The organism is Niabella sp. ZPM-14 (assembly GCF_055693045.2).
In genome coordinates this window covers 1,454,014-1,477,156 of sequence record NZ_CM181148.1, presented here as the reverse complement: position 1 = coordinate 1,477,156, position 23,143 = coordinate 1,454,014, and the positions used below count along the sequence as shown (strand labels likewise).

26 protein-coding genes are annotated in these 23,143 nt (G+C 45.8%); 12 read left to right on the top strand and 14 right to left on the bottom strand.

What is annotated here, in order from left to right:
- Positions 1–29 precede the first annotated feature (29 nt).
- The gene (locus tag ACU37H_RS06350) at positions 30–563 is read right to left on the bottom strand and encodes a hypothetical protein (RefSeq protein WP_472705509.1); all 534 of its coding nucleotides are present in this window, start codon (positions 561–563) and stop codon (positions 30–32) included.
- Positions 564–795: 232 nt separating this feature from the next.
- Positions 796–3,324, bottom strand: a complete 2,529-nt coding sequence (locus ACU37H_RS06345; RefSeq protein WP_472705511.1) for an ATP-dependent Clp protease ATP-binding subunit — start codon at positions 3,322–3,324, stop codon at positions 796–798.
- 173 nt (positions 3,325–3,497) lie between these two features.
- On the opposite strand from ACU37H_RS06345, the gene ACU37H_RS06340 reads away from it, so the two are divergent.
- The 4 genes from ACU37H_RS06340 to ACU37H_RS06325 all read left to right on the top strand — a co-directional run bounded on the left by ACU37H_RS06340 (position 3,498) and on the right by ACU37H_RS06325 (position 5,508).
- Positions 3,498–3,881 carry an STAS domain-containing protein gene (locus tag ACU37H_RS06340; protein ID WP_472705513.1) on the top strand — a complete coding sequence of 128 codons (384 nt, stop codon included), beginning with the start codon at positions 3,498–3,500 and terminating at the stop codon, positions 3,879–3,881.
- A gap of 53 nt (positions 3,882–3,934) precedes the next feature.
- Positions 3,935–4,165, top strand: coding sequence for a hypothetical protein (locus ACU37H_RS06335; RefSeq protein ID WP_472705515.1), 231 nt, complete (start codon positions 3,935–3,937; stop codon positions 4,163–4,165).
- Positions 4,162–4,512, top strand: coding sequence for a type II toxin-antitoxin system VapC family toxin (locus ACU37H_RS06330; protein WP_472705517.1), 351 nt, complete (start codon positions 4,162–4,164; stop codon positions 4,510–4,512). The genes ACU37H_RS06335 and ACU37H_RS06330 overlap by 4 nt, the downstream gene beginning before the upstream one ends.
- A gap of 90 nt (positions 4,513–4,602) precedes the next feature.
- Positions 4,603–5,508 (top strand): ribonuclease Z, encoded by a 906-nt coding sequence (locus ACU37H_RS06325; protein ID WP_472705519.1) that lies wholly within the window; start codon positions 4,603–4,605, stop codon positions 5,506–5,508.
- On the opposite strand, the gene ACU37H_RS06320 is transcribed toward ACU37H_RS06325, so the two are convergent.
- Together ACU37H_RS06320 and mnmA are read right to left on the bottom strand one after the other, a co-directional pair.
- On the bottom strand, positions 5,505–6,275 hold the full coding sequence (locus ACU37H_RS06320) for a hypothetical protein (RefSeq protein WP_472705521.1): 771 nt from the start codon (positions 6,273–6,275) through the stop codon (positions 5,505–5,507). The genes ACU37H_RS06325 and ACU37H_RS06320 overlap by 4 nt on opposite strands.
- 31 nt (positions 6,276–6,306) lie before the next feature.
- Entirely contained in the window at positions 6,307–7,422 is a 1,116-nt protein-coding gene (gene mnmA, locus ACU37H_RS06315; protein WP_472705523.1) for a tRNA 2-thiouridine(34) synthase MnmA, read from the bottom strand.
- A gap of 189 nt (positions 7,423–7,611) precedes the next feature.
- Between mnmA and ACU37H_RS06310 the strand changes: the two genes are divergently transcribed.
- Together ACU37H_RS06310 and ACU37H_RS06305 are read left to right on the top strand one after the other, a co-directional pair.
- Positions 7,612–8,055, top strand: coding sequence for a single-stranded DNA-binding protein (locus ACU37H_RS06310; RefSeq protein ID WP_472705525.1), 444 nt, complete (start codon positions 7,612–7,614; stop codon positions 8,053–8,055).
- A gap of 75 nt (positions 8,056–8,130) precedes the next feature.
- Positions 8,131–8,997, top strand: coding sequence for a hypothetical protein (locus ACU37H_RS06305; RefSeq protein ID WP_472705527.1), 867 nt, complete (start codon positions 8,131–8,133; stop codon positions 8,995–8,997).
- Between the two features lie 93 nt (positions 8,998–9,090).
- On the opposite strand, the gene ACU37H_RS06300 is transcribed toward ACU37H_RS06305, so the two are convergent.
- Positions 9,091–9,342 carry a GlsB/YeaQ/YmgE family stress response membrane protein gene (locus ACU37H_RS06300; protein ID WP_472705529.1) on the bottom strand — a complete coding sequence of 84 codons (252 nt, stop codon included), beginning with the start codon at positions 9,340–9,342 and terminating at the stop codon, positions 9,091–9,093.
- Between the two features lie 115 nt (positions 9,343–9,457).
- Here ACU37H_RS06300 and ACU37H_RS06295 point away from each other — a divergent pair, with 115 nt between their 5' ends.
- The 4 genes from ACU37H_RS06295 (at position 9,458) to ACU37H_RS06280 (ending at position 14,360) form a co-directional block, all read left to right on the top strand.
- On the top strand, positions 9,458–10,543 hold the full coding sequence (locus ACU37H_RS06295; RefSeq protein ID WP_472705531.1) for an Ldh family oxidoreductase: 1,086 nt from the start codon (positions 9,458–9,460) through the stop codon (positions 10,541–10,543).
- A gap of 298 nt (positions 10,544–10,841) precedes the next feature.
- On the top strand, positions 10,842–12,164 hold the full coding sequence (locus ACU37H_RS06290; RefSeq protein ID WP_472705533.1) for an aspartate kinase: 1,323 nt from the start codon (positions 10,842–10,844) through the stop codon (positions 12,162–12,164).
- Positions 12,165–12,264: 100 nt separating this feature from the next.
- A complete protein-coding gene (locus ACU37H_RS06285; protein ID WP_472705535.1) occupies positions 12,265–12,969 on the top strand; it encodes an alpha/beta fold hydrolase in 705 nt (234 codons plus the stop codon).
- Positions 12,970–13,178: 209 nt separating this feature from the next.
- Positions 13,179–14,360 (top strand): carboxypeptidase-like regulatory domain-containing protein, encoded by a 1,182-nt coding sequence (locus ACU37H_RS06280; RefSeq protein WP_472705537.1) that lies wholly within the window; start codon positions 13,179–13,181, stop codon positions 14,358–14,360.
- 118 nt (positions 14,361–14,478) lie between these two features.
- Here the strand turns inward: ACU37H_RS06280 and ACU37H_RS06275 are convergent, their stop codons facing one another.
- The 7 genes from ACU37H_RS06275 to ACU37H_RS06245 all read right to left on the bottom strand — a co-directional run bounded on the left by ACU37H_RS06275 (position 14,479) and on the right by ACU37H_RS06245 (position 19,760).
- Entirely contained in the window at positions 14,479–14,907 is a 429-nt protein-coding gene (locus ACU37H_RS06275; protein WP_472705539.1) for a CBS domain-containing protein, read from the bottom strand.
- A gap of 177 nt (positions 14,908–15,084) precedes the next feature.
- A complete protein-coding gene (gene mqnE, locus ACU37H_RS06270) occupies positions 15,085–16,221 on the bottom strand; it encodes an aminofutalosine synthase MqnE (RefSeq protein ID WP_472705541.1) in 1,137 nt (378 codons plus the stop codon).
- Between the two features lie 322 nt (positions 16,222–16,543).
- The gene (locus ACU37H_RS06265; protein ID WP_472705542.1) at positions 16,544–17,083 is read right to left on the bottom strand and encodes a GNAT family N-acetyltransferase; all 540 of its coding nucleotides are present in this window, start codon (positions 17,081–17,083) and stop codon (positions 16,544–16,546) included.
- Between the two features lie 100 nt (positions 17,084–17,183).
- Positions 17,184–18,074, bottom strand: a complete 891-nt coding sequence (gene fabD / locus ACU37H_RS06260) for an ACP S-malonyltransferase (RefSeq protein ID WP_472705544.1) — start codon at positions 18,072–18,074, stop codon at positions 17,184–17,186.
- A gap of 75 nt (positions 18,075–18,149) precedes the next feature.
- On the bottom strand, positions 18,150–18,746 hold the full coding sequence (gene folE, locus ACU37H_RS06255; protein ID WP_472705546.1) for a GTP cyclohydrolase I FolE: 597 nt from the start codon (positions 18,744–18,746) through the stop codon (positions 18,150–18,152).
- Between the two features lie 105 nt (positions 18,747–18,851).
- The gene (locus tag ACU37H_RS06250) at positions 18,852–19,265 is read right to left on the bottom strand and encodes a 6-pyruvoyl trahydropterin synthase family protein (protein WP_472705548.1); all 414 of its coding nucleotides are present in this window, start codon (positions 19,263–19,265) and stop codon (positions 18,852–18,854) included.
- Positions 19,266–19,349: 84 nt separating this feature from the next.
- The gene (locus tag ACU37H_RS06245) at positions 19,350–19,760 is read right to left on the bottom strand and encodes a 6-pyruvoyl trahydropterin synthase family protein (protein WP_472705550.1); all 411 of its coding nucleotides are present in this window, start codon (positions 19,758–19,760) and stop codon (positions 19,350–19,352) included.
- 53 nt (positions 19,761–19,813) lie between these two features.
- On the opposite strand from ACU37H_RS06245, the gene mqnB reads away from it, so the two are divergent.
- Entirely contained in the window at positions 19,814–20,461 is a 648-nt protein-coding gene (gene mqnB, locus ACU37H_RS06240) for a futalosine hydrolase (protein WP_472705552.1), read from the top strand.
- A gap of 41 nt (positions 20,462–20,502) precedes the next feature.
- Positions 20,503–21,306, top strand: coding sequence for a 1,4-dihydroxy-6-naphtoate synthase (locus ACU37H_RS06235; RefSeq protein ID WP_472705554.1), 804 nt, complete (start codon positions 20,503–20,505; stop codon positions 21,304–21,306).
- A 513-nt stretch (positions 21,307–21,819) separates the two neighbouring features.
- On the opposite strand, the gene ACU37H_RS06230 is transcribed toward ACU37H_RS06235, so the two are convergent.
- Positions 21,820–21,993 (bottom strand): hypothetical protein, encoded by a 174-nt coding sequence (locus tag ACU37H_RS06230; protein ID WP_494407606.1) that lies wholly within the window; start codon positions 21,991–21,993, stop codon positions 21,820–21,822.
- A gap of 56 nt (positions 21,994–22,049) precedes the next feature.
- On the bottom strand, positions 22,050–22,937 hold the full coding sequence (locus tag ACU37H_RS06225; RefSeq protein ID WP_472705556.1) for a helix-turn-helix domain-containing protein: 888 nt from the start codon (positions 22,935–22,937) through the stop codon (positions 22,050–22,052).
- Positions 22,938–23,143: the final 206 nt, after the last annotated feature.

Below are 23,143 nucleotides of genomic sequence, written 5' to 3'. Positions count from 1 at the left end.
GGACGTAAGTTTATACTTTAACACAGGTCTTACAGGCTTTTTTTGCGAAGCGATTTTTTTGCTTCATTCACTTCCTGTTGGGCTTGTTCTATCTGCAGCCGGGCTTCCTTCATCGCTTTCTCAATCTGCGGCTGAAGATCGCGGGTAGCCTGCTTTACTTCTTCTGTAATTTTTTCCGTGTCGATCTGCGAGAGCGCAGCAGCCACCTTTGATTGAATGGATGCGGCATCGACATTGGCCAGCGCCAGATGAGCGTCTTCCAATGCTTCGTTCACATCGCTTTGAACGTCGTGAATCGCAACGCTCTTCAATGCTTCGGCCACTTCTTTAGCAATATCACGTTCTTTCAATTCTTTTTTAGCACGCTCCAGGCTGGCATATACTTCATCCAGGTCCGACAGCTTCCGGTTGCAATCGCCGGGAATCGTATCAGATATAGAAAAGAACTTGCCGAAGACACCGGGGGCCATTGGGATGCTCCAGGAAGAAAGTGTCACGATTATCGTAGCAGCGGCAACTGTTATTAAGGCAAAAGATAAAAGTTTGGAGGTAGAAGGGGTCATGATAGTAGTTTTAAGTTATTGTTCAGTGTGAAAGTACGATATAGTTCGTATTTAACCACACGAAATTTCACTTTAAAGAAATATTAACAATTCATGCTGGCGTGTAAACGTACAGGCAGAGGTCGAACTACTGCTTGCGCTGTTGGCTTCTAACTCAACAAAAGAAAAAAGCCACTCTTACTTAAGAGTGGCTTTAATTTATTGTCATGGGACATCACCCAATAAAACTTTCTTATGCTTCCTGTGCGTCGGCTTTCTCTTTGATGGAGAATACTAGTTTATCCGCCTCCTTGTCAAAACCCACTTCCAGCACATCTCCGGGTTTCACGCTCATGTTCAGGATCTCTTCCGCCAGCGGGTCTTCCAGGTATTTCTGGATGGCGCGGTGTAAAGGACGTGCGCCAAATTGCTGATCGTAGCCCTTATCCGCCAGGAACGTCTTCGCGTCTTCTGTCAACGTTAAGCCGTAACCCAAAGCCTCAATACGTTTCAGCACGCCTTTCATCGAAATGTCGATAATGCTGAAGATATTTTCTTTGGTAAGGCTGTTGAAGATCACCACATCATCAATACGGTTTAAGAACTCAGGAGAGAACGTGCGTTTCAGCGCTTTCTCGATCACCGCCTTGTTTTCTTCATCTTCATTCTGCAAACGCGACTGAGTAGCAAAACCTACACCTGAACCGAAGTCTTTCAATTGACGTACACCAATATTAGACGTCATGATGATGATGGTATTCTTGAAGTTCACTTTTCTTCCCAGTCCATCGGTCAGTTGTCCGTCGTCCAGCACCTGCAACAGGATATTGTAGATATCAGGATGCGCTTTTTCTATTTCGTCCAGCAAGATAACGCTGTACGGTTTGCGGCGCACTTTCTCCGTCAGCTGTCCGCCTTCTTCATAACCCACATATCCGGGAGGCGCACCGATCAGCCTGCTCACCGTAAATTTTTCCATGTATTCACTCATGTCGATCCGGATCAGCGAATCTTCTGAGTCGAAGAGATATCGTGCCAGTGAGCGGGCCAATTCTGTCTTACCCACACCTGTCGGACCCAGGAAGATAAAGCTACCAATGGGTTTCTTAGGATCTTTTAAACCGACGCGGTTTCTCTGGATCGCTTTCACCACTTTCAGGATAGCGTCGTCCTGGCCGATGACCATGCCTTTCATGTCTTCGGTCATCTTGCGCAGCTTCTCGGTTTCTGCTTCCACCATCTTCCTGACAGGAATACCCGTCATGATGTTGATGACTTCGGCGATATCTTCGTCTGTGATCGGGTAGCGCTTGTGTTTGCTTTCTTCTTCCCACTGGGCTTTGGCGCGCTCCAGCTCTTCCGCCAGTTTCTTTTCCGTGTCGCGCAGCGACGCAGCCTCTTCAAACTTCTGGCTTTTTACAACGCGGTTCTTTTCTTCTTTAACGTCTTCTATTTTCTTTTCCAGTTCCACAATGTTCTCCGGAACATTGATGTTCTTTAAGTGAACCCGCGCACCCACTTCATCCATCACGTCGATGGCTTTGTCGGGCAGCAAGCGATCCGTCACATAGCGGTCGCTCAGCTTGACACATGCCTCAATAGCATCGTCTGTATAAGTGACACTGTGGAAGTCCTCGTATTTCGATTTGATATTATTGAGGATCTGCATGGTTTCATCAACGCTGGGCGGATCTACCATTACTTTCTGGAAACGGCGATCTAATGCTCCATCTTTTTCGATATACATGCGGTATTCGTCAAGCGTTGAAGCGCCGATGCATTGCAGTTCTCCACGGGCCAATGCCGGTTTGAAGATATTGCTGGCATCCAGCGATCCGCTGGCGCCACCTGCACCCACGATCGTGTGCATCTCATCAATAAACAGGATCACATCGCGGTTCTTTTCGAGCTCGTTCATGATCGCTTTCATGCGTTCCTCAAACTGGCCGCGGTACTTGGTACCTGCCACCAGGGAGGCCAGATCGAGCGATATCACTCTTTTATCGAACAGCACGCGACTTACACGTCTTTGTACAATACGTAGTGCCAGACCTTCTACGATGGCCGTCTTACCCACGCCCGGTTCGCCGATAAGGATAGGATTGTTCTTTTTACGGCGGCTCAAGATCTGCGACACGCGTTCAATCTCTTTTTCGCGGCCAACAATCGGATCGAGGTTACCACTTTCTGCCAGCTTGGTTACATCGCGGCCAAAGTTGTCAAGCACCGGAGTTTTACTTTTGGTGTTCGATTTGGAAGCCGAGCCTTTTGACTGTTGCGAATATTTCTTTTCGTCTTCAAACTCGTCGTCCCCTTCTTCACCAAATTCTGCACGAGGTTCGTTGGATTTCACGATGCCCAGTTCCTGGCGGAACATATCGTAATCCAGGTCATACTGGTTCAATATCTGCGTAGCGATATTTTCTTTGTTTTTTAAAATGGAGAGCATCAGGTGTTCTGTTTCCACCTGGTTACTCTTCAAAGCTTTTGCTTCGAGCACGGTGACACGTATCACTTTCTCAGCCTGCTTTGTCAGCGGAAGGCTATTAATGTTAGCGATATTTTTTCCCGTCTTGTCTTTTATTGCTAATTCAATTTCTTTACGCAGTTCAAAGATGTCTATATTAAAGCCTTTTAGGATTCGTATAGCGGTGTTATCTCCCTCACGTATTAAACCGAGCAGCAAATGTTCCGTGCCGATGAAATCATTCCCCAGCCGGAGTGCTTCCTCCCTGCTGTAAGAGATGATTTCTTTCACCTGAGTTGAAAAATTATTATCCATATTATTTAGATAAAGTGATTAGTTACAATATTAACAAATATATTTGGTACTGGTTTACGTTATTTGTAAACACCTGTCCTAGTTAAACTACCTTGTTCTTTCTGTGGAGACGTGCAGTGGTTGCAGACTGGCAGGATGTTGATCAAATTACCTTTACTCAAATTTCTAATTACATGCAGGTCAAAATAGATACCAAAGAAAAATTTCACGTAATCGCGCCAATTGAACAGGTCCTTTCTGCTACTATGACAGAAAGTATGAAAGTAGTGTTGCTTCCTTATGTAAAAAATACGATAAAAAATGTGGTGTTTGATATGCACCATGTGACGGGCATAGAGTTCGCTGCAGCAGAACAATTGCTTCATATTCAGCAGGATTTTTACGAGAACAACGGGTCGTTTGTGACGTGTTGTTTAAGCGAAGCGGTTGAAACATTTTTGGCAGACCATGAACTTTTAGAGCTTTTAAATGTTGCGCCCACTCAAAGCGAAGCATCGGACATCGTTCAGATGGAAGAGATAGAGCGCGAGCTGATGGATGATGATGTTCTGGAATAGCCCGGTCCTGATCAGGAACAAATTTTTTGTAATTTTAAGAAAATTGTTAGAACATGTTAGCTGTTACCGGGACATATAAAGACGGATTTGTCAAATTCGATAAAGAGTATAAATCGGATAAGCCTGTTAAAGTAATCGTGACTTTCCTGGAGGAAGTAGCAATTCACTCAGAAAAAAAATTATCATTTGCAGACTTTTCTTTTTCTGAAAGCCGCAAAATGCTTGACAACTATAAAGGCTCTTTATCGGAAGCAGTGATGGAAGAAAGAAGACAGGATCTATGAAGATTTTTCTTGACACCTCTTCTTTGCTAAAGCTATATCACAGCGAACCCGGAGCGGAAGCTCTGGACACTCTATTTTCAGAAATGGTAATCACCGGGGTTTTTCTTTCTGAAATTTCTAAGGTTGAATTTAGCTCCGCACTTTGGAAAAAGGTTCGAGTGAAGGAAATTGAGAAAGACATTGCCGAAAAGGTTATCGGCCTTTTTGAAAAGGATTTTGGAAAATATATCTTCATCACCATTGATAATGCCTTGTTGGAGCAATCCAGGATGTTGATCTCCAGATACGGCGATGAAGGATTGAGGGCGTTCGATATAGTATTCAGCTCTCCACGGCACTTATCCTGAGGGAAGAAGCTGAATTGTTTGTAACCGCAGACACCTTGTTGAAGCGCCTTTTCATAAAAGAGAACTTGAATACACAGTAAATAGCATTTAATGTTTGCAGTCACTATACTTGGAAATAATTCGGCGGTACCTGCCTTTGACAGGCATCCGACCAGCCAGGTATTGTCGATGCCTGCGCGTAGTTTTCTGATTGATTGCGGCGAAGGGACGCAGATACAACTAATCCGCTATAAAGTGCGCCGCAGCCGCATTTCACACATTTTTATTTCCCACCTGCACGGAGACCATTACTTTGGACTGATCGGACTCATCAACTCTTTTGCGTTGCTGGGGCGGCAACAGGATCTTACAATCGTAGCCCCCGAACCTCTTCAGCAGATCATAGAATTACAGTTAAAGGTGGCCGATACCAGGCTCTGCTTCAAGTTGGATTTTATTACCATCAAAGAGGGCGGCCCGTTATTGCAATTGCACGATGTGGAAGTGAGCTGTTTCAGAACGGATCACCGGATAGAATGTTACGGCTTTGTTTTTAAAGAAGTCAGAAACCCCCGCCGCCTCGATATTGAAAAGGTGAAGCAACAAGAGATTCCTGTGTCCGCTTACGCAAGTCTGCAAAGCGGGAAAGACTATGTGGATGAAAAGGGTAACCGGATACCGAACGGGGAGCTCACAGTGCCTGCCCCCAAAGGCAAGGTTTATGCTTTCTGTGCCGACACCCGCTATGATGAGCGGATCATACCTCATATCAAAGACGCCGATCTGATCTATCACGAAACGACCTACCACGATGCACTAGCCGATATGGCTATTGAACGCTTTCATTCCACTACAAAGCAAGCCGGAACCATTGCCCGGCTTGCAGGAGTAAAGAAGTTGCTCATCGGTCACTTCAGTAGCAAATATGATACGTTGAATGAATTTGAGTCGGAGACCCGCGAAGTGTTTCCCAATACCGATCTGGCATTGGAAGGCGTCAGTTACCTGTTGCCTTAGTTGTGGTCGATGATCCACATTTTAATGCCAAAGCCTTTGTATTGTCGTACGCCGGATTCAGTTTGTTCCTGGAATTCATACAGTTGATAGTTCTTGTAGATCAACCCTAATCCCTTTGCATATTTTTCAACTGAAGTGGCATTCAGGCCGAATTCATCGTCGTTTGCAGGGGGGACATTTAAGGTTTCTGCGTTTTGCTCAACCGTCCACACGCTGTCGTATTCCTGTCCCTCAAAATTTTCCTTTCCGAAAGAAATATACTCGAAGTCCCATTTACTTAAATCGTCGCCTTGCGCAAGCAGGTCGAAACCATATAAATCCCGGTAAGGCCAGGAGGGCAAATAGTTATTGCCTTCCCACTCAAAGCCCTGTTTCATGGGAGTCTGCAACACCACGACACGCTGGTTGTTATTAACCACTTCTACATGCTCGGGGTAAGGCGTGATGGAATAAGTTCCGTTGTTGATCCAGGCGTCAGTGCCGGTTTCATTACTCAGTAACCGTTGCACGATGAAAGTCTTGTTGCCGTTATTATCCTTGGTTTCTTCGATCACCGTGTGTTTTACCCGGTATTTGTGGGTTTCTGTAACCGACCCGCTGTTGGAAAACAGGGTAGAGTCTAACCGGTAGGTAATCGATTTTCCTACCTGGATCGGCAAATAGTCGCTCACAGGCTCGGTTTCAAAATGTTCTTTCTTGTCGGAGCAGGAAACCAGCGCCACTCCTAACAGCAGCATCAGGAATTGAAGTTTTGGAAAGCAGTACATAGGTTTTTGTTTGTTCTGTTTAAAATGTATTTTAAGATGGAAAAAAAGTGTTGTTCCCGTTCTGGATGATGCCTCCGCCGATAACGTCGTCTCCTTCATAGAAAACAGCGCTCTGGCCCGGCGCGATACCTTTTGCGTGTTCGTAAAAACTGACGCGCATCTGGTTTGCTTCGGGATATAGGTTGCACAAAGTCCCCGCGTCTTTATAGCGGATCTTGGTGATGGCCTCCATTCCGGGTGTAATGGTGTCGTACTTAATCATATTAAGTTTGCCCACCGTCATTTCGTTTTTATCGAGATCGGTTTCGTCGCCCAGGGTAACCGTATTGGTGTCAGGATTGATTTCCGTAACAAAAGCAGGTTTGCCCAGGGCAATATCCAGCCCTTTCCGCTGACCGATGGTGTAAAATGGATAGCCTTTATGTTTTCCTAAAATATTTCCGTGTTTGTCGATGAAATTACCGCCGTTGACCTTCTCTTCCAATCCATCCACGCGGCGTTTCAGGAATCCACGGTAATCATTGTCCGGCACAAAGCAGATTTCATAGCTCTCGCTTTTTTTGGCCAGCTCGGGATAGCCGTAATCTACCGCCATTTGGCGGATCTCCGATTTGTGATAGCCACCGAGCGGCAGCAAGGTCCTGCTCAGCAGGTCCTGTTGCAGTCCCCAAAGCACATAGCTCTGATCTTTGGTGTGATCAACCGCGCGGCTGATCACGTATCTTCCGTTGTCATGTTGCCTGATCTTCGCGTAGTGGCCGGTAGCGATAAATTCGCAGCCCAGCGCATCAGCGCGCTTCAACAGGGCCCGCCACTTGATATGCGTGTTGCATAAAACACAAGGATTCGGCGTCCGCCCGGCCAGGTATTCGCTGACGAAATCATTCACTACAAAATCACCAAACTCTTCGCGTATGTCGAGGATAAAATGAGGAAATCCGTGTTGCACAGCCGCCATGCGCGCATCATTAAAACTATCCACATTGCAGCAGCCGGTTTCTTTTTTGCTGCCGCCGCTTTGCGCATAATCCCATGTTTTCATGGTGATGCCCACAACTTCATACCCCTCATGGTGCAACATAAGGGCCACCACGGTACTGTCGATACCGCCACTCATAGCCACCAGAACTTTCCCTTTTTTGCTCATCTATATCAAAAAATTAAAATACAAAGATACAATTTTCGACATTTAGCCGTGAATCCGCCTTAAAACCGGCGGCAGCGGTCAAATGTCATACTAACCGAACTAAAACAGAATTTTCCGGAAATTGTTATCGGTTATTTGAATTTTCCCGTTAAATTGCCTGTTCTTTTAATTTTAATAAAACTGAGCACTATGATTAAAATGCAGGTTATTGGCCGTTTGGGCAAAGACTGTTTGGTAAATAACGTAAATGGTAGAAATGTTATCAACTTTACAGTAGCACATTCCGAAAGGTATAAGGACAGCCAGGGAAATCAGCAGGAAAAGACGATATGGGTGGATTGTGCCTATTGGACCGATAGAACGGCGGTTGCGCCTTACCTGGTAAAAGGAACGCAGGTTTTTGTGGAAGGACAGCCGGAAGTGAGAACGTTCACGAAGAGTGACGGAACAGGGGGCGCGGCTTTATCCCTTCGGGTGAGAGAAGTACAGTTGTTGGGAAGCAAAGGAGACAGCGGATCACAGCAGGGTGGCGGCAGCTACGGCAGCCCGGCCTCCAATACAACCAGCTCTGCAGGCAGCTCCAATTCCGGAGGTGGTAATTTTGATGAGCCGATCGACGATCTGCCTTTTTAGTAGCACGAGCTTATTTTGTGATCAATGCCCCGGTTTTCGGGGCATTGTTTATTTTTGCCGTCATTATTGACGCTTATGAGAAAAATATACATCGTCATCATTGCCGCCTTCCTGTCATCATGCATGGGCAGTTTCCTGTCTGGAAACGATCAGGAGCCTTTTGAAGCCGAATCTCCAAATGATAAAAAGCTCGCTGATTTGCGGGGTACCTGGTTTTGCGTACGCGCAGACGTCGTTGCAGAAGACCGGCGCGCCGAACTTCAGTTCGAGGAACAGTTAAAGGATCACAAGGAAAATATGGAACTCAATGTTCTGAAGTTTACTCAGGACCAATTTCTGATGGGCATAAGAGATGAGCGGAACTCATTGGTGCAGACGAAATGGAACTTTGTACCCACCAACAGCATTCGCTTTTCCGGGGTGATGAATGACTGGAATATGTTGATCCGTTACCTGGATAAAGACAGTATGGTCCTGGATGTAGCGCCGGCATTGACAACTGAGGGGAAAGCGGCGAGGATCAGTTGTATCCTGGTGAAGCTGGATTTGAAAGAGATTGCCGGCATAGATATTTTTGATCCGTCGGTCAACTCCTGGCGGAAACGCCCCACAGCGCCACAAAGCGACGAGGAGATCAAAGCAACGTTGCGCAGTGTGCTGAATTATAACAACGTTTACATCCGCTCGCTCTATTACGCCTCCGCGCCCGTAGTAAACACCGCGGTGTTTCAAATGCCCTTCCGGTATTACAACGGAGGCATCGGCTTAAAGGACAAACTTGGTGATGACGAGCCGTTCGTGAAACTATTCCATACCAAAGAAGATGCGTACAAAGCGCTCCGGATCTTAGGTGCAGCCTTCCCACAAATGACTTATGAGCGAAAAACGAATTATGTGCTTGAGTATGCGGCTTTCATGAAAGGCCTGGCCGATGTTCTCTGATGAACGAATAAAAAAAATCGTTTAAGCGCAGGAGCTAAATGATTCATACAGCTAATGTCTGCTGCGCAGTTTCGGGGAGCGGTTTCTGAATCGCTACACCCGTCGCCGGAAGATCAGGTTCAGAATGACCAGGATCACTATGGCTCCCAACGCCCCGCTCAGGATGGTAGCCAGTGTGCCCGTTCCAAAGCTCACACCCAGCTTGCCCAACAGCCAACCACCCACAAAGAAGCCCAGGATACCCACTACGATATTACCGATCAGGCCCAGGCCGCTTCCCTGGAAAATAACTGATCCCAACCATCCTGCAATTGCGCCTATAATCAGCGTCCATACAATTTCCATATAACAAAGTTTAATGATTGATTAATACAGCTGTACAAACCATTTTGGTGCCAAAACAGAACAGATTATTAAAACGCAGCAAGACGGTGTTCAGAAAAGCGTTTTCTTTGTCAGTATGGAGACGCAAACATTTTCTTACCAGGACTTGTACGACCTGGTGGTAGCTGTGTTTATAAAGATTGGTTGCCCGGCACAGGACGCCCAGGCTGCGGCAAAAGTGTTATTAGCGGCAGATCTGCGGGGAGTAGATTCCCACGGGGTAGCCCGCCTTAGCGGGTATGTCAGGCTATGGGAAGCGCAAAGAGTCAATGCCACACCCGATATCAGGGTCATCCATGAAACACCCTCGACTGCCGTGGTAGATGGCGACCGGGGCTTGGGCCTCGTTGTGGCGCCGGTGGCTATGAAGATTGCGATCGAAAAGGCAAGGCAGGTAGGCACAGGTTGGGTGAGCGTTCAAAACAGTAATCACTACGGAATAGCTGCTGTACACGCGATGATGGCTCTGGAACATGATATGATCGGCTTGTCCATGACCAATGCCAGCCCTCTCGTCGCTCCGACTTTTTCCACTGCGAAAATGCTGGGTACCAATCCTATTTGCATGGCAGCGCCCGCAGGCAACCAGCCACCGTTCGTGATGGACCTGGCTACTACAACGGCCGCCAACGGCAAGCTGGAAATACTGCAGCGGAAGAACAGTGAAGCGCCCAGTGGATGGGTGCAGGATGCCGAAGGCAATCCCAGCACGGATGCCAATATCCTGAAAAAAGGGGGAGCATTGTTGCCCCTGGGAGGCGACCGGGATCACGGAAGTCATAAAGGTTACGCGCTAGGCGCGATGGTCGATATATTTTCAGCTTTGTTGAGTGGCGCCAATTATGCGCCCTGGGTACCTCCGTTTCCGGCCTATGTTCCCATGCCCGAAAAGCAACCGGGAAAGGGTATTGGTCACTTCTTCGGAGCCATGCGCGTGGATGCTTTCCGCCCGGCAGATGCATTTAAAAAAGATATGGACGACTGGATCAACGGCTTCCGTACGGCGGAAACACTGCCCGGGCACGACAAGGTGCTGGTGCCAGGCGATCCCGAGCGGGAAATGGAAGCCGAAAGATCGGCCAACGGGATACCGTTACATGCGGCGGTGGTAGCCGATCTGAAACAACTGGCGGAAAAACTGAATGTCAATTGGCCGGCCTAATGATTTTTGACGGAATAATAGGATGCGGTGTATATTTGCAACCCGAATTAAGAAATGATTCTTTAACGGATATTTTTTAGACACGGAACTGACGAGCAGCTGAATGTAACGGAAGCTACCCATAAACGGGCTTGACTGATTCACCAAAAACTGCTTGTGCATTCCCCAGGCTATTAAAAAGATCAGCGGCGAAGCCGCAATCGAAAAAAATAATGAGACCGGTGTGATCGGCTTTTCATGACTCAAGAGTAGAAAATCAGATCAACAATAACCGGTAAAATCAATAAAATAGTTACGAATGAAAGTAATGAAGTTTGGCGGCACGAGTGTAGGTAAGCCCGAGCGCATGAAACATATAGCCTCGTTATTGCAAAAAGAAACAGAGCCCGCGCTGGTAGTGCTTTCTGCATTATCCGGGACGACCAACGCGTTGGTGGCTATCGGCAACCATATTGCGGCCAATGACCGGCATACGGCGTTGCAGAACATCAATGACCTCCGCGATCATTATAACAGTTTTATCCGCGAGCTGCTGCAAAGCGAGGCGGCTTATGAAAAAGCCAAAGCCATCGTGGAAGAGCATTTTGATTTTTTAAATATCATCCTCAAAATATCCTTCAGCGAAGCGCTGAGCAAGGATGTATTGGCGCAGGGAGAATTGCTGTCGACAAAGTTATTCTGCTGCTACCTGGATGAAATAGGCGCTTCTTATGCATTGTTACCAGCCCTGGAGTTTATGAGCATCGATGAGAACGAAGAGCCGCAGATCGGTAGCATCCGCACGCGGTTAGCGCAGCTGATCAGCCAGCATAAAGACAAGAAAATTTTAGTAACCCAGGGATATATCTGCAGAAACGCCAGAGGGGAGGTAGACAATCTGAAGCGTGGCGGCAGTGATTACACGGCGTCTTTAGTGGCCGCGGCTATCAACGCTTCCGTGTGCGAGATATGGACAGATATCGATGGCATGCACAACAACGACCCGCGTGTGGTTAACAAAACAGTTCCTGTCGAACAACTGAGCTTTGATGAAGCAGCGGAGCTGGCTTATTTCGGTGCAAAGATCCTGCACCCGGCTTCTATATGGCCCGCGCAACAATATAAAATACCGGTAAAATTGTTGAACACCATGGAGCCGGAAGCGAAAGGCACCCTGATCACACAGGAAGCTTCTGCAGCGGGCGTAAAGGCGGTAGCAGCAAAAGACAATATCATTGCCATCAAGATCAAGAGCGGCCGGATGTTACTGGCCTACGGTTTCCTGAGAAAAGTATTTGAAGTATTTGAAAAATATAAAACACCGATCGATATGATCACCACTTCGGAAGTGGCAGTATCATTGACGATCGACAACCCGGAATTCCTGAAACAGATTATTCAGGAGCTGGAAGTGCTGGGCACAGTTGAGATAGACGAAGGGCAAACCATCATTTCTGTGGTGGGACACAATATCAACGAAACAGAAGCGATCATCAAGAAATTGTTTGGTTCTATAAGAAATACTCCGATCCGGATGGTTTCTTATGGTGGTAGCAGGCATAATATTTCCCTGCTGGTAGCGGCAGAACATAAAACAGTTTTGTTACAGCAGCTCAACAAAGGCATGTTCGGGTTGAACTAATCCATAAAGCATTTCAGTAGCCAAGTGCGGGAGCAGGTTCTCCCGCACTTTTTTGTTTTATATCGTTTGTTTTTCTACATTTAGTAAGAAAAAGCACAACGTGAACTGGCTGCAGAAAATATTTGGCAGAAAGAAAAACGAAAAACCCCGGAGGATCTATTGCATTCCCGGTTTCGGCGCCGACGACAAAATCTTCGTCAACCTCAAGCTGGACCATGCAGAGCTGGTTTTTATCAATTGGCTGAAGCCTTCAGCCAGGGAATCTTACCAGGCATATGTGACCCGCATGGCTGAGAAGATCGTTGATGACGATCCGGTGATTATCGGCGTTTCCTTTGGCGGTATGGTGGCCCTTGAAATAGCCCGGCAAAGGCCGGTGAAGCAGATCATCCTGGTGTCGAGCATTAAAAATACAGCCGAGCTCCCGATGAAATGGAAACTCATCGGCAGGTTAAAACTCAACCGCATCTTTCCCATCAGACGGATACAAGCTAACGAGCGCTTTTACGCAACCGCCAATAGACGGCTGGGTGCTTTTACTAAAGAGGAGCAGGAGTTTGCCAACCGGTATCGCAGGATCATTGATAAAGATTATATGATCTGGGCACTGAATGAAATCCTGAACTGGCGTAATACTGAATATCCTGAAAGCGTGGTGCATATTCACGGCGACGCCGACCTGATCTTTCCGATTAAAGGCATCAGGCCGACGCATGTGATCAAAGGTGGCACGCATATGATGATCATGAACCGGGCCGATGAGATCAGCACCATTATCAACGAAGTGCTCAAAGAGCTTGATTAGTTGAAGCCCGACGTTCGTCTGAGCTACTATTTCTACCACTAAACAAAGAACGGAGTTGTTGCTGTTTGCAATGCCTTCGGTACTATCCGTATGATTCTAAGAAGCACTACTCGCGTATTAGTCCCTATATGATCCCTGAGCATCACATTCTTTTTCTACGATTTATTCGTAGTGTTGTTTAGTAGTCGTATATTTGACGTATGCGGTATATGGCGCTCATTCTTCTGCTTTTTACAGCTGTGGCAGCTGCTGGCCAGCATGTGCTTTCCGGGCAGATACTGGAGGCAGAAAACAAGACGCCAGTGGCGGGAAGTACAGTCTTTATCACCAATACTTCCCTTGCCACGACAACGAATAAAGAAGGCTATTTTGAGATCACTAATATCCCTGATGGCGTCTATACATTAGTGGTGACGCATGTGGCCTATGAAACAGTGACCTATGAATTTTCCACCGGGAAGATCCCCGGTAAGCTGCGGGTAATGGTGGGGCCGCGAGCCGTGACAATGGAAACGGTAGTGGTGGGGGGGTATATAAGAGAAACCTGGGAGAAGTGGGGAAAGACCTTCCTGGAGTACTTTATAGGGCTTTCTGAAAATGCAGGACACACAAGCATAGAGAACAAGGAAGTGCTGATGTTTCGCTATTATAAAAAATCGAATAAGCTGGAAGTAGTGGCTAAAGAGCCGATCCGCATTGTGAACAAAGCATTAGGCTACCACATACAATATGAGTTAGAAAAATTTGAGATCAACTTTGAGGAAAATAGTAATTTCTTTTCCGGCTACACCCTTTTTTCTGATCTGAAAGGCAGCAGGCGTACGCTTCGCAAATGGAAAGAAAAACGAAAGGAGGCGTACACCGGCTCCATGATGCATTTCTTCAGGTCTGCTTACCAGGGCAGGTTGATGGAAGACGAGTTTGAAGTACGGCGCGTCAAGAAGGTCAGGAATACAGAGAAAGACCGCGTTCGATTGGTTTGTGGCATCCCGCTGAACCGCAGGTTATTGGCTGTGCCCGATTTGAAAGGTGACTCAAGCGCGTATTATAAAAAGATTTTGGCACAGGAAGATATTACCCTTGAGTATGGCCCTTCATTGTTGACAGCCGACAGTATGATGCTGACCCATGAACAGGGCAGGTATGCCTACTGGCCGGATCATCTCCAGGTCGTGAATAAAAATAAGATTGAAGAAACGGGGTATCTCGATTATCACCGCGAACAACGGTCTGTGTATCCTGCACGTTCGTTAATAAGATTAAATAATGTAGATGCATTAGTCATAGACGCTAACGGAAGCTGGCACCCCGCAGCGGGTATCATATCCGAATGGTACTGGGCGTGGAGTGAAAAAGTGGGAGACATGCTCCCGGTAAATTATACGCCTTGATCAAAGCAATTCATGTTGCATAAAGCAATTGCCATGTGCAATAAGCCATATTCATTGTAAGACCCCCCTGTCAGCAATCACTTGCATAGTGCAACGCGTGCATTACGGTTTACACATTTTATCCGTGAATATAATTTTGCAGATGATTAATGGTTTCCCTCTGTTGCAGGATGGTTTCTGTCACCACATCAGTGATCGATATAATACCTGAAAGTTTTCCATCTTCAAACACCGGCAGGTACCTGATATTTTTATCAGACATCAGCTGCATGCAGCGTTCTACGGTGTCGTCGGGGTGCACGCTGGGCAAGTCCACAGACATGATCTCGCCGGCGGTGATTTCGTCAGAGTGTTTGCCTTCCAATATTACTTTACGGGAATAATCTCTTTCTGTAAAAATGCCTGCATACTGATCTCCCTTAAGTACAACCAGGGAGCCGATATTTTTTTCGGCCATGATCTTTAAGGCATTGAAAACTTTGGTGTCGGTTTGAATAGAAATCGCATTGTTTCCTTTCCTGGCAAGAATCGCGGATACTTTGCTCATAGTAGATTTGATTTATGTATCGCTAATATAACGAAAATCTACCATAACGGCAAGTGAGCTTGCAATGCTTCAATGTATATGCATAGCTTTCAGACGAGAATAGCTGTGCGGACGCTACGCTTAAATGGCAGCGGCGAAGCCTGTTTTATCAGGTGTGATATTGAAAATGAGTTGAGATTAAACCGTTTCAACAAGATCAGCGCTGTAGTCTTTGATCACGTTGTACAGCGTTCCTCTTTCAACCGGTCTTCTTTTCGCCTGCTTGATCAAGACGACCAATTCCTCGGTGGTCATGGAAGGTGTTTGCTCTTCAGAACCGGCCATGGAATAAATCTTCGTCGTATCGTCGATGGTTCCGTCAATATCATTAACACCAAAGGATAAGGATAACTGGGCATTCTGGCGACCCAACATGGGCCAATAGGCTTTGATATGAGGGAAATTGTCCAGATAGATCCTGGCGATGGCATACATCTTCATGTCTTCGATAAGAGAGGATTCTGCCACATGGCTCATGTCGTTATCTTTATTGCGAAACTTGAGCGGGATGAAAGTGTTGAAACCTTGTGTTTTATCCTGTAGCTCGCGAAGCTGTCTCATGTGATCAATACGGTGTTCATATTGTTCCAGGTGGCCAAACAGCATCGTCGCGTTGGATTGCATGCCCAGCTCATGGGCGGTTTGATGGATCTTCAGCCAGCCTGCTCCGTCGATCTTATCAGCACAGATCTGTTCCCGGATCTCAGGCGCAAAGATTTCAGCACCGCCACCGGGAAGGCTTTCCAGGCCGGCATCTTTCAGGTACTGCATGCCTTCCAATACCGTTTTCTTGGCCTTGCGAAACATGTAGTCGAGTTCCACCGCCGTAAAGCCTTTGATATGTAACTCCGGGCGATGCGCTTTGATCTGGCGCAACAGCTCCGCGAAGAAGTCGAGGTTCATTTTGGGATGTACCCCACCCACGATATGCACTTCTGTAACCGGCTCCCCATCGTATTTTTTTACGATGTCCATCATCTGCTGCACTGATAATTCCCAGGCTTCATCGCGATGGGCATATAAGCGGCTATAGCTACAAAAATGGCAGGAGTAAATGCAGGCGTTCGTCGGTTCTATATGAAAGTTGCGGTTGAAGTAAGTGATGTCGCCATGTTTTTGTTCCCTCACGTAATTTGCGAGTGCCCCCACAAAAGCCAGACTTGCATGTTCAAAGAGATATAGACCGTCCTGGTCGCTAATTCGCTGCCCGGCGTATACTTTGTCTGCTATTGTCTGAAGGGCGCTATCTACTTGCGGTAAGGTTGTAACTGTCATCGGCTCAAATAAAATTGGGTGCAAAGATAAAACGGATTTGAAGGAGAAAGGTTTAAAATCTCCTGGTAAATGCGCGGGGTCAAAGGTAAACGATTAATTCGTTCCTTTTGCCTAAAATCAGGCGGACTTATTGATTATTACGCTGCGAATACACGAATAAAAAATAACTTTATTTATCGGGGAGTGGTGGTATTTGATCTGATCGTTCCGGTCTGATCAAAGCTTCGTTTAATTTCTTTGATTATTAAATGCGCTCTCAAATATATCAAAGGAGCATTATTCACGATTTGTTTATGTGTTGGCCGGTGAATAATAGACGGCTTTAGCTGCAGGATTGGTAACTTTCTTTGCTGAGTTGATACATATTGCATGCTGCGTCGAAGTAATGAAAGGTCTCTACAAAACGTAAGCCGATTCTTCTCAATACTTTGTTAGACGCTATATTTTTCACATCAGCCATGCCTAATACGGTATTGACCTGTAAATTATTGAATGCAAAATGTAGAGAGGCGCGTGCTGTCTCTGTTGCGGCGCCCTGGCCCCAATATTTCTTAATGAATCTGTAGCCGATATCATAATAATTCACATAGTTATGAACCTGTTCTGTCACAAACTTCAAACCGGACCAACCCATGAAAGCGCCACTTGCTTTCTCGATCACTGCCCAGCGGCCAATGCCATGTTGTTCATATTGTGATTGTACGGATTGAATCATTGCCAGCGCCTCTTCCCTTTTTTTAATTGGGTTGTTACCAAGGTACCGGTGCACTTCCGGGTCGGCGTCTAATTCAAACATGCCATCCACGTCGGCCGGTACAATATCGCGAAGGATGAATCGCTCCGTCTCTATATAAAATTTCATCTGTCATGTTTTATATGGACTAATCACATTGCTACAACGAAAAAGAGGCAATACCTGTTGTTCGTTAGATATTGCCTCTGCACTATTTTAAAAAGATCTTTTAGCCCACGCCTTCTGCCGTTACCGTTTTGTCGATCTTTTGTATCAGCCCCTGCAACACTTTACCGGGGCCGGCTTCTGTAAATTTTGACGCTCCGTTAGCGATCATCGCCTGAACGCTTTGTGTCCAGCGAACGGCGCCGGTAAGCTGCGCGATAAGATTTTCTTTGATCTCATCTTTTTCACGCACAGGCTTAGCAACCACGTTCTGATAAACGGGGCAAACCGGGTTGTGGAAGGTCGTCTTTTCTATCGCATCCTGTAGTTCTTTTCTTGCAGGTTCCATTAAAGGGGAATGGAAGGCGCCTCCTACGGGCAATACCAGCGCGCGTTTGGCGCCAGCCGCCTTCATCTTTTCGCAGGCGATCTCAATGCCTTTCAGGCTGCCGCTGATCACCAGCTGGCCGGGGCAGTTGTAATTGGCAGGCACCACCATTTCGCCGCTTTCTTTTTGCACTTCCGCACAAATCGCTTCTACCTGCTCATCTGAAAGATTGATGATGGCCGCCATCGTTGAAGGCTGAAGCTCACAGGCTTTTTGCATGGCCGCCGCGCGGATGGCTACCAATTGCAGCGCATCCTCAAATATTAAAGTGCCGTTGGCTACCAGCGCGGAAAACTCTCCCAGAGAATGTCCTGCTACCATGTCGGGCTTCGCCTCTTCGATCGTGCGGTAGGCCACGATCGAATGCAGGAAAACAGCCGGTTGGGTAACATTAGTTTGCTTCAATTCCTCATCTGTCCCTTCGAACATGATGTCTGATATCCGGAAACCTAATATTTCGTTGGCCTGTTCAAATAATTTCTTTGCAAATACGCTTTGGTCGTAATGGCTTTTTCCCATTCCTGTAAACTGCGATCCCTGTCCGGGAAAAACAAATGCATGCTTCATCTTTATTTATAGTTTCTTTGAGTTTCGAGCGAGCTAAGATACAAACCTTTGCGCATTGTACTTTTAAGGTATTTGTTAATGCAAATCAGCACTGATCAGTTTCAGAAATTCACTTCGTGTTGAATTTTTCTGGAACTCGCCGTCAAAAGCGGACGTGGTCGTTACTGAGTTTTGTTTCTGCACACCGCGCATCATCATACACAAGTGTTTGGCTTCGATCACCACGGCCACACCGATAGGGTTTAACGTTTCTTTGATGGCGTTCATGATCTGCACGGTCAAACGTTCCTGCACCTGGAGCCGGCGGCTGAATACATCTACCACGCGGGCGATCTTGCTCAGCCCGGTGATCCAGCCATTGGGAATATAAGCCACATGCGCCTTCCCGAAAAAAGGGAGTACATGGTGTTCGCACATGCTGTACAGCTCAATATCTTTTACTACGATCATCTCACTGATGTCCTCGTGGAATTTGGCAGAATTGATGATCTCGTGGGCATCCAGCTGGTAACCCTGCGTCAGGTATTGCATCGCTTTGGCCTGTCGCTCAGGCGTTTTGAGCAGGCCTTCGCGGGACGGGTCTTCACCGAGCAGCGTCAGGGCTTCTTTATAATTTGTGATGAGGCCGTTAGTGGTTGACTCATCGTATGTTTCGATTTTTGAATAAGACATCTTGGATTAATTATATTCAATATACATCAAACTTACATGAAATTTTTTATCCTCAAATCTGATAGACGGAGGACGGATGATTGGGCCCAGTTGTTTGGGGATAATTTATCCATTGGCGGGGTAATCGACGAAGTTTCTCGGCGTTTCGTACAGGCGTACCTGCAGATCGAGCGAGCTGTTGATATGTGGCCTTAGCAGGTTATAAATAACGATGGCTATATTTTCTGCGGTGGGATTCAGGTTTTTAAATTCCTGCGTGTCCAGGTTCAGGTTTTTATGATCGAACCTGACCAGCACTTCTTTCCTGATCATATCACTCAATTCCTTCATGTCCATCACGAAACCTGTTTGAGGGTCAGGATCCCCGGTTACCTTTACCACGAGATCATAATTATGACCATGATAGTTGGGGTAGGAGCATTTGCCAAAAATACGGCCATTGGTGGCTTCGTCCCAATCATTATTATATAACCGGTGTGCGGCATTAAAATGCTCTTGTCTGTATACAGCTACTTTCATTTTTGACCTCACTCTCCGGCCGCTCTCCGTCCCGATAGCTAACGGGAGAGAGGGAAGGAGTATCTTTTTTTAATGTTAATAAGATTATTCTCCGAAATACTCCACATAAATTCTGGGTGTTTCGTATAGTTTGATGCAATGGAGTTGGATGCCGGCCGGAATATGCGGTTCCAGTTGTTTCCATATTTCTATGGCCAGGTTTTCGGTGCTGCACATTTTCCCTCTCATGAAATCCACATCCTCATTGAGGTTTTTATGGTCCAGCTTTTCGGTAACATATTCCCGGATGATGGTGCTTAATTTTTTAACATCAAAGACAAACCCGGTGTTCATATCGGGTTTTGCTTTTACGGTCACCAGCAGGTCATAATTGTGACCGTGCCAGTTAGGGTTTGCACATTTTCCAAACACTGCTTCATTTTTAGCATCGTCCCAGGCCGGATTATAAAGCCGGTGGGCTGCGTTAAAATGTTCCTGTCTTGTGAGATATACCATCGCGCAAAGGTACTATTTACCAAGAATAACGACATTTGCAACAATATTTTTTTATGGACATTTTAATTGTTGCGGCGACCCGCTTTGAACTGGCTTCTTCTGAACGATCGCTGAAGAAAAAGGGCATTCCGGTGGTCATCACCGGTGTGGGACCGGCGGTATCGGTTTACGGGATTACCAAAGCCATCGCGCGTTATCGACCGAAGCTGGTGATCCAGGCCGGCGTGGGCGGATCTTTTGACAGAAAGTTGCCTTTGGGCAGTGTCTGGGCGGTGTCAAGGGATCAATTCGGAGATGTAGGCGTGCAGGAGAAGAGCGGCTGGCAATCAGTGTTTGACCTGGGGCTCACCGGTGCTGATCAAAAGCCATTTTCAGGGGGATGGTTGCTCAATCCTCATAAAAAAGTGCTGGCCAAAGCGGGGCTTGAAGCCGTTTCCGCAACTACGGTGAGTGAGATCAGTACCAACAAATCACGGATACGGTTGTTGAAAGAAGGTGATGCGGTACTCGAATCGATGGAAGGAGCGGCCCTGCATTATGTGGCGCTGATGGAAAAGGTTCCGTTTCTGCAAATCCGCGCGGTGTCCAACTACGTGGGCGTAAGAGATAAAGCGCAATGGAGCATGAGCGAGGCCATTGAAGGGTTGAACAGCACATTGACAGATACCGTACAGAAGTTCAGGGATATAATATCTTCCTGAGGAATAGATCCTAATTTTTTACTTATACATTTAAAAGAAACATGACCCTTACTATAGGATTTTCTCCCTGCCCCAATGATACTTTTATTTTTGACGCACTGGTAAATGGTGCTATTGATACCCGTGATATTACATTCGAGCCTGTATTGGAAGATGTGGAAACCCTGAACCGGTGGGCGCTCGAAGGCAAGCTCGATGTTACGAAGCTTAGTTTCCCGGCTTATTTCAGAACAGCAGGGACTTACGAGCTGCTCAATGCGGGCAGTGCGTTAGGCAAAGGTGTAGGACCGCTATTGATCGCTAATACCTCAAAGACATTTACAGCTGAAGACGTTAATAAGGCCACCGTCGTGTTGCCAGGTGTGCACACCACCGCCCACCTGCTTTTTAACTTCGCTTTTCCTGAAGCCCGGAATAAAGTGTTCAAAGTGTTCCATGAAATCGAGGATGCGGTGATCAATGGTGAAGCAGACCTGGGCGTGATTATTCATGAAAACAGGTTCACTTACCAGGATAAAGGATTATTTAAGGTGCTGGACCTCGGCGCTCACTGGGAAACGCAAATGAATGCACCAATACCTTTAGGCGGCATCGTGATCAAAAAAGCTTTGGGCAGCGAAGTCCGTAATAAAGTCGATGGTCTGATTCATAAAAGTCTGAAGCATGCTTTCAGTCAATATCCTCACATCAGTGAATATGTCAAAGAGCACGCGCAGGCGATGAGCGAAGCGGTAATGCGTCAGCATATTGAGTTGTATGTGAATGATTTTAGTTTGGATTTAGGGAACGACGGGAGAAATTCAATCGATGTGTTGCGGAATATTTTCGGTAACATGAATAGATAATGTAAACACGAATACGTTTTTTGCTAAAAAAATACTTATCAAACTTTAAGGACAACTTTTCACAGGCGATTACCGGACGCAAGGTAGACAGCTTTTCATGTATATACAACTTGGGCCCGTGAAATAATTTTTCGATTTTAAGCAATTTAAAAACAGGTTAACGACTATCTCACTAATTGTGTAAACTTTCATGTCCATACAACGCCTTGCCTTTGGCTTGTAATAATGTCGGATACTTATCCTGTTTGTGATGATCAGTTCGGTTACGAGATCCGGCTTTACGGATACTCAATAAAAAAAGGCCTTAACTTTTTTAAAACCATCTGCTTTGCTCCCACTTCCACACCTGATTCTTTGAGCTTTTCCAAATACGCTTTTATTTTTTGGCTTTCTTCTTAGGGTTGTTGTTTAGTGGCGGCCCCTGAAGGCTTCCTTATTTTTATGATGCGCTAAGCAGCAATAATGATTTGATGGCATACGCCCACCAGCGCTTTCTTTTACCGCGCTTCATTACTAGGCTTTTGTATTTCCTTTAAAAAGCAATCTTCTTTTCCGGAGGTACCCACGCACATTCAAGTTAGGCCAACCGGAGGTGTTTTTTACCACACTCTCTTTATTAACCGGGCTCAGTCCCGCCCAACGGCTTAAATAATGTCCGTTAGGAGAAACTTTCGCATCAGCTCCTATCTCATTTCGAATGCTGATTGCGCTATCCCTGCCTAAACCGGGTATCGGTTGCTGTTTTATTGGCCGATTATATGCTGTTGTTGAAACTTATGTTTTCGAAGATATTGATTTGGGGTTTGGTTCATTATCCTTTTAAAAACCCTGTTAAAGCTAACCGCACCATTAAACCCTACCGCATATGCTATTGTAGAAATTGATTCCGCCCTTCCTTTTATCAGCAATTTACAAGCTTCATTTATTCTAATCTCATTTAAGAATGATAAGTACGTTCTGCTGGCGTGTTTTTTAAAGTATTTACAGAATGCATGCGGCGTTAAATGTGCTACTGCTGCAATTTGACTCAAGTTAATCGGTTTTGAAAAATTCTCGATAGTATAATGGAGTACATCGTTCATTCTAATTCCTTCTAAATCGGAGTATTCTTTTGAAAGTGTTTCGGTATTCAGCGGCTTCCATTCAATCTCGTCAGAAGAGAGAAAATGCAATAGTTTGTTAAAAGACATTAACCGTTCAAAGCCCTCCAAGTTGCAAATCTCGTTAATGACCTCGGTAGCGCTTTTCGTATATTTCCGTGGTAATAATAAGCTTCTTTTTGTTTTTTGTATAAAGCGATTAATCAGATTAAACTCGGCTAAATTCAATAGAGGCCTTATCTTTTCCACCTCAAAAAATATATGGATCGCATGGATATTTCCCTCGTTTGTAGAGCCTGGCGAATCTCCTTTAAATAAATGAGGTTGATTCTCGCCTATTATATATACTTCTCCTGTATTAAAATGGTGTGTATAATCACCAACAATTAAGGTTCCCGCTCCTTTTATGATAGAAGTAATTTGCACTTCTTTATGCCGATGAAAATAGCTATAAAAGTGCGGTAAGATATCTTCTTGTATAACCACCGACCCTTGATTTGCTAGTGGAACCGTAAATTGCACTATTTTCATTTTATTTTATTAAGACAGTTCATCAATTAAGTTAACAGAATACCACCCATATTGCACAACTTACTGCTAAGGAGAGTTAGATAAGATCTTTAAAAACAAATTGCTTTGTAAAAGTCCGGCGTAATGATGCAGCTAGTAATAGGACTAAACAGCCTTGTTTTTATTGAAGATTAAGTCAATTCACGTCAATCTTATTTGGCATTGGT

Excerpts from the sequence above, each read along its gene's own strand:
- ACU37H_RS06350 (WP_472705509.1), bottom strand. The coding sequence starts at position 563 with ATGACCCCTTCTACCTCCAAACTTTTATCTTTTGCCTTAATAACAGTT.
- ACU37H_RS06345 (WP_472705511.1), bottom strand. The coding sequence starts at position 3,324 with ATGGATAATAATTTTTCAACTCAGGTGAAAGAAATCATCTCTTACAGC.
- ACU37H_RS06340 (WP_472705513.1), top strand. The coding sequence starts at position 3,498 with ATGCAGGTCAAAATAGATACCAAAGAAAAATTTCACGTAATCGCGCCA.
- ACU37H_RS06335 (WP_472705515.1), top strand. The coding sequence starts at position 3,935 with ATGTTAGCTGTTACCGGGACATATAAAGACGGATTTGTCAAATTCGAT.
- ACU37H_RS06330 (WP_472705517.1), top strand. The coding sequence starts at position 4,162 with ATGAAGATTTTTCTTGACACCTCTTCTTTGCTAAAGCTATATCACAGC.
- ACU37H_RS06325 (WP_472705519.1), top strand. The coding sequence starts at position 4,603 with ATGTTTGCAGTCACTATACTTGGAAATAATTCGGCGGTACCTGCCTTT.
- ACU37H_RS06320 (WP_472705521.1), bottom strand. The coding sequence starts at position 6,275 with ATGTACTGCTTTCCAAAACTTCAATTCCTGATGCTGCTGTTAGGAGTG.
- mnmA (WP_472705523.1), bottom strand. The coding sequence starts at position 7,422 with ATGAGCAAAAAAGGGAAAGTTCTGGTGGCTATGAGTGGCGGTATCGAC.
- ACU37H_RS06310 (WP_472705525.1), top strand. The coding sequence starts at position 7,612 with ATGATTAAAATGCAGGTTATTGGCCGTTTGGGCAAAGACTGTTTGGTA.
- ACU37H_RS06305 (WP_472705527.1), top strand. The coding sequence starts at position 8,131 with ATGAGAAAAATATACATCGTCATCATTGCCGCCTTCCTGTCATCATGC.
- ACU37H_RS06300 (WP_472705529.1), bottom strand. The coding sequence starts at position 9,342 with ATGGAAATTGTATGGACGCTGATTATAGGCGCAATTGCAGGATGGTTG.
- ACU37H_RS06295 (WP_472705531.1), top strand. The coding sequence starts at position 9,458 with ATGGAGACGCAAACATTTTCTTACCAGGACTTGTACGACCTGGTGGTA.
- ACU37H_RS06290 (WP_472705533.1), top strand. The coding sequence starts at position 10,842 with ATGAAAGTAATGAAGTTTGGCGGCACGAGTGTAGGTAAGCCCGAGCGC.
- ACU37H_RS06280 (WP_472705537.1), top strand. The coding sequence starts at position 13,179 with ATGGCGCTCATTCTTCTGCTTTTTACAGCTGTGGCAGCTGCTGGCCAG.
- ACU37H_RS06275 (WP_472705539.1), bottom strand. The coding sequence starts at position 14,907 with ATGAGCAAAGTATCCGCGATTCTTGCCAGGAAAGGAAACAATGCGATT.
- mqnE (WP_472705541.1), bottom strand. The coding sequence starts at position 16,221 with ATGACAGTTACAACCTTACCGCAAGTAGATAGCGCCCTTCAGACAATA.
- ACU37H_RS06265 (WP_472705542.1), bottom strand. The coding sequence starts at position 17,083 with ATGAAATTTTATATAGAGACGGAGCGATTCATCCTTCGCGATATTGTA.
- fabD (WP_472705544.1), bottom strand. The coding sequence starts at position 18,074 with ATGAAGCATGCATTTGTTTTTCCCGGACAGGGATCGCAGTTTACAGGA.
- folE (WP_472705546.1), bottom strand. The coding sequence starts at position 18,746 with ATGTCTTATTCAAAAATCGAAACATACGATGAGTCAACCACTAACGGC.
- ACU37H_RS06250 (WP_472705548.1), bottom strand. The coding sequence starts at position 19,265 with ATGAAAGTAGCTGTATACAGACAAGAGCATTTTAATGCCGCACACCGG.
- ACU37H_RS06245 (WP_472705550.1), bottom strand. The coding sequence starts at position 19,760 with ATGGTATATCTCACAAGACAGGAACATTTTAACGCAGCCCACCGGCTT.
- mqnB (WP_472705552.1), top strand. The coding sequence starts at position 19,814 with ATGGACATTTTAATTGTTGCGGCGACCCGCTTTGAACTGGCTTCTTCT.
- ACU37H_RS06235 (WP_472705554.1), top strand. The coding sequence starts at position 20,503 with ATGACCCTTACTATAGGATTTTCTCCCTGCCCCAATGATACTTTTATT.
- ACU37H_RS06225 (WP_472705556.1), bottom strand. The coding sequence starts at position 22,937 with ATGAAAATAGTGCAATTTACGGTTCCACTAGCAAATCAAGGGTCGGTG.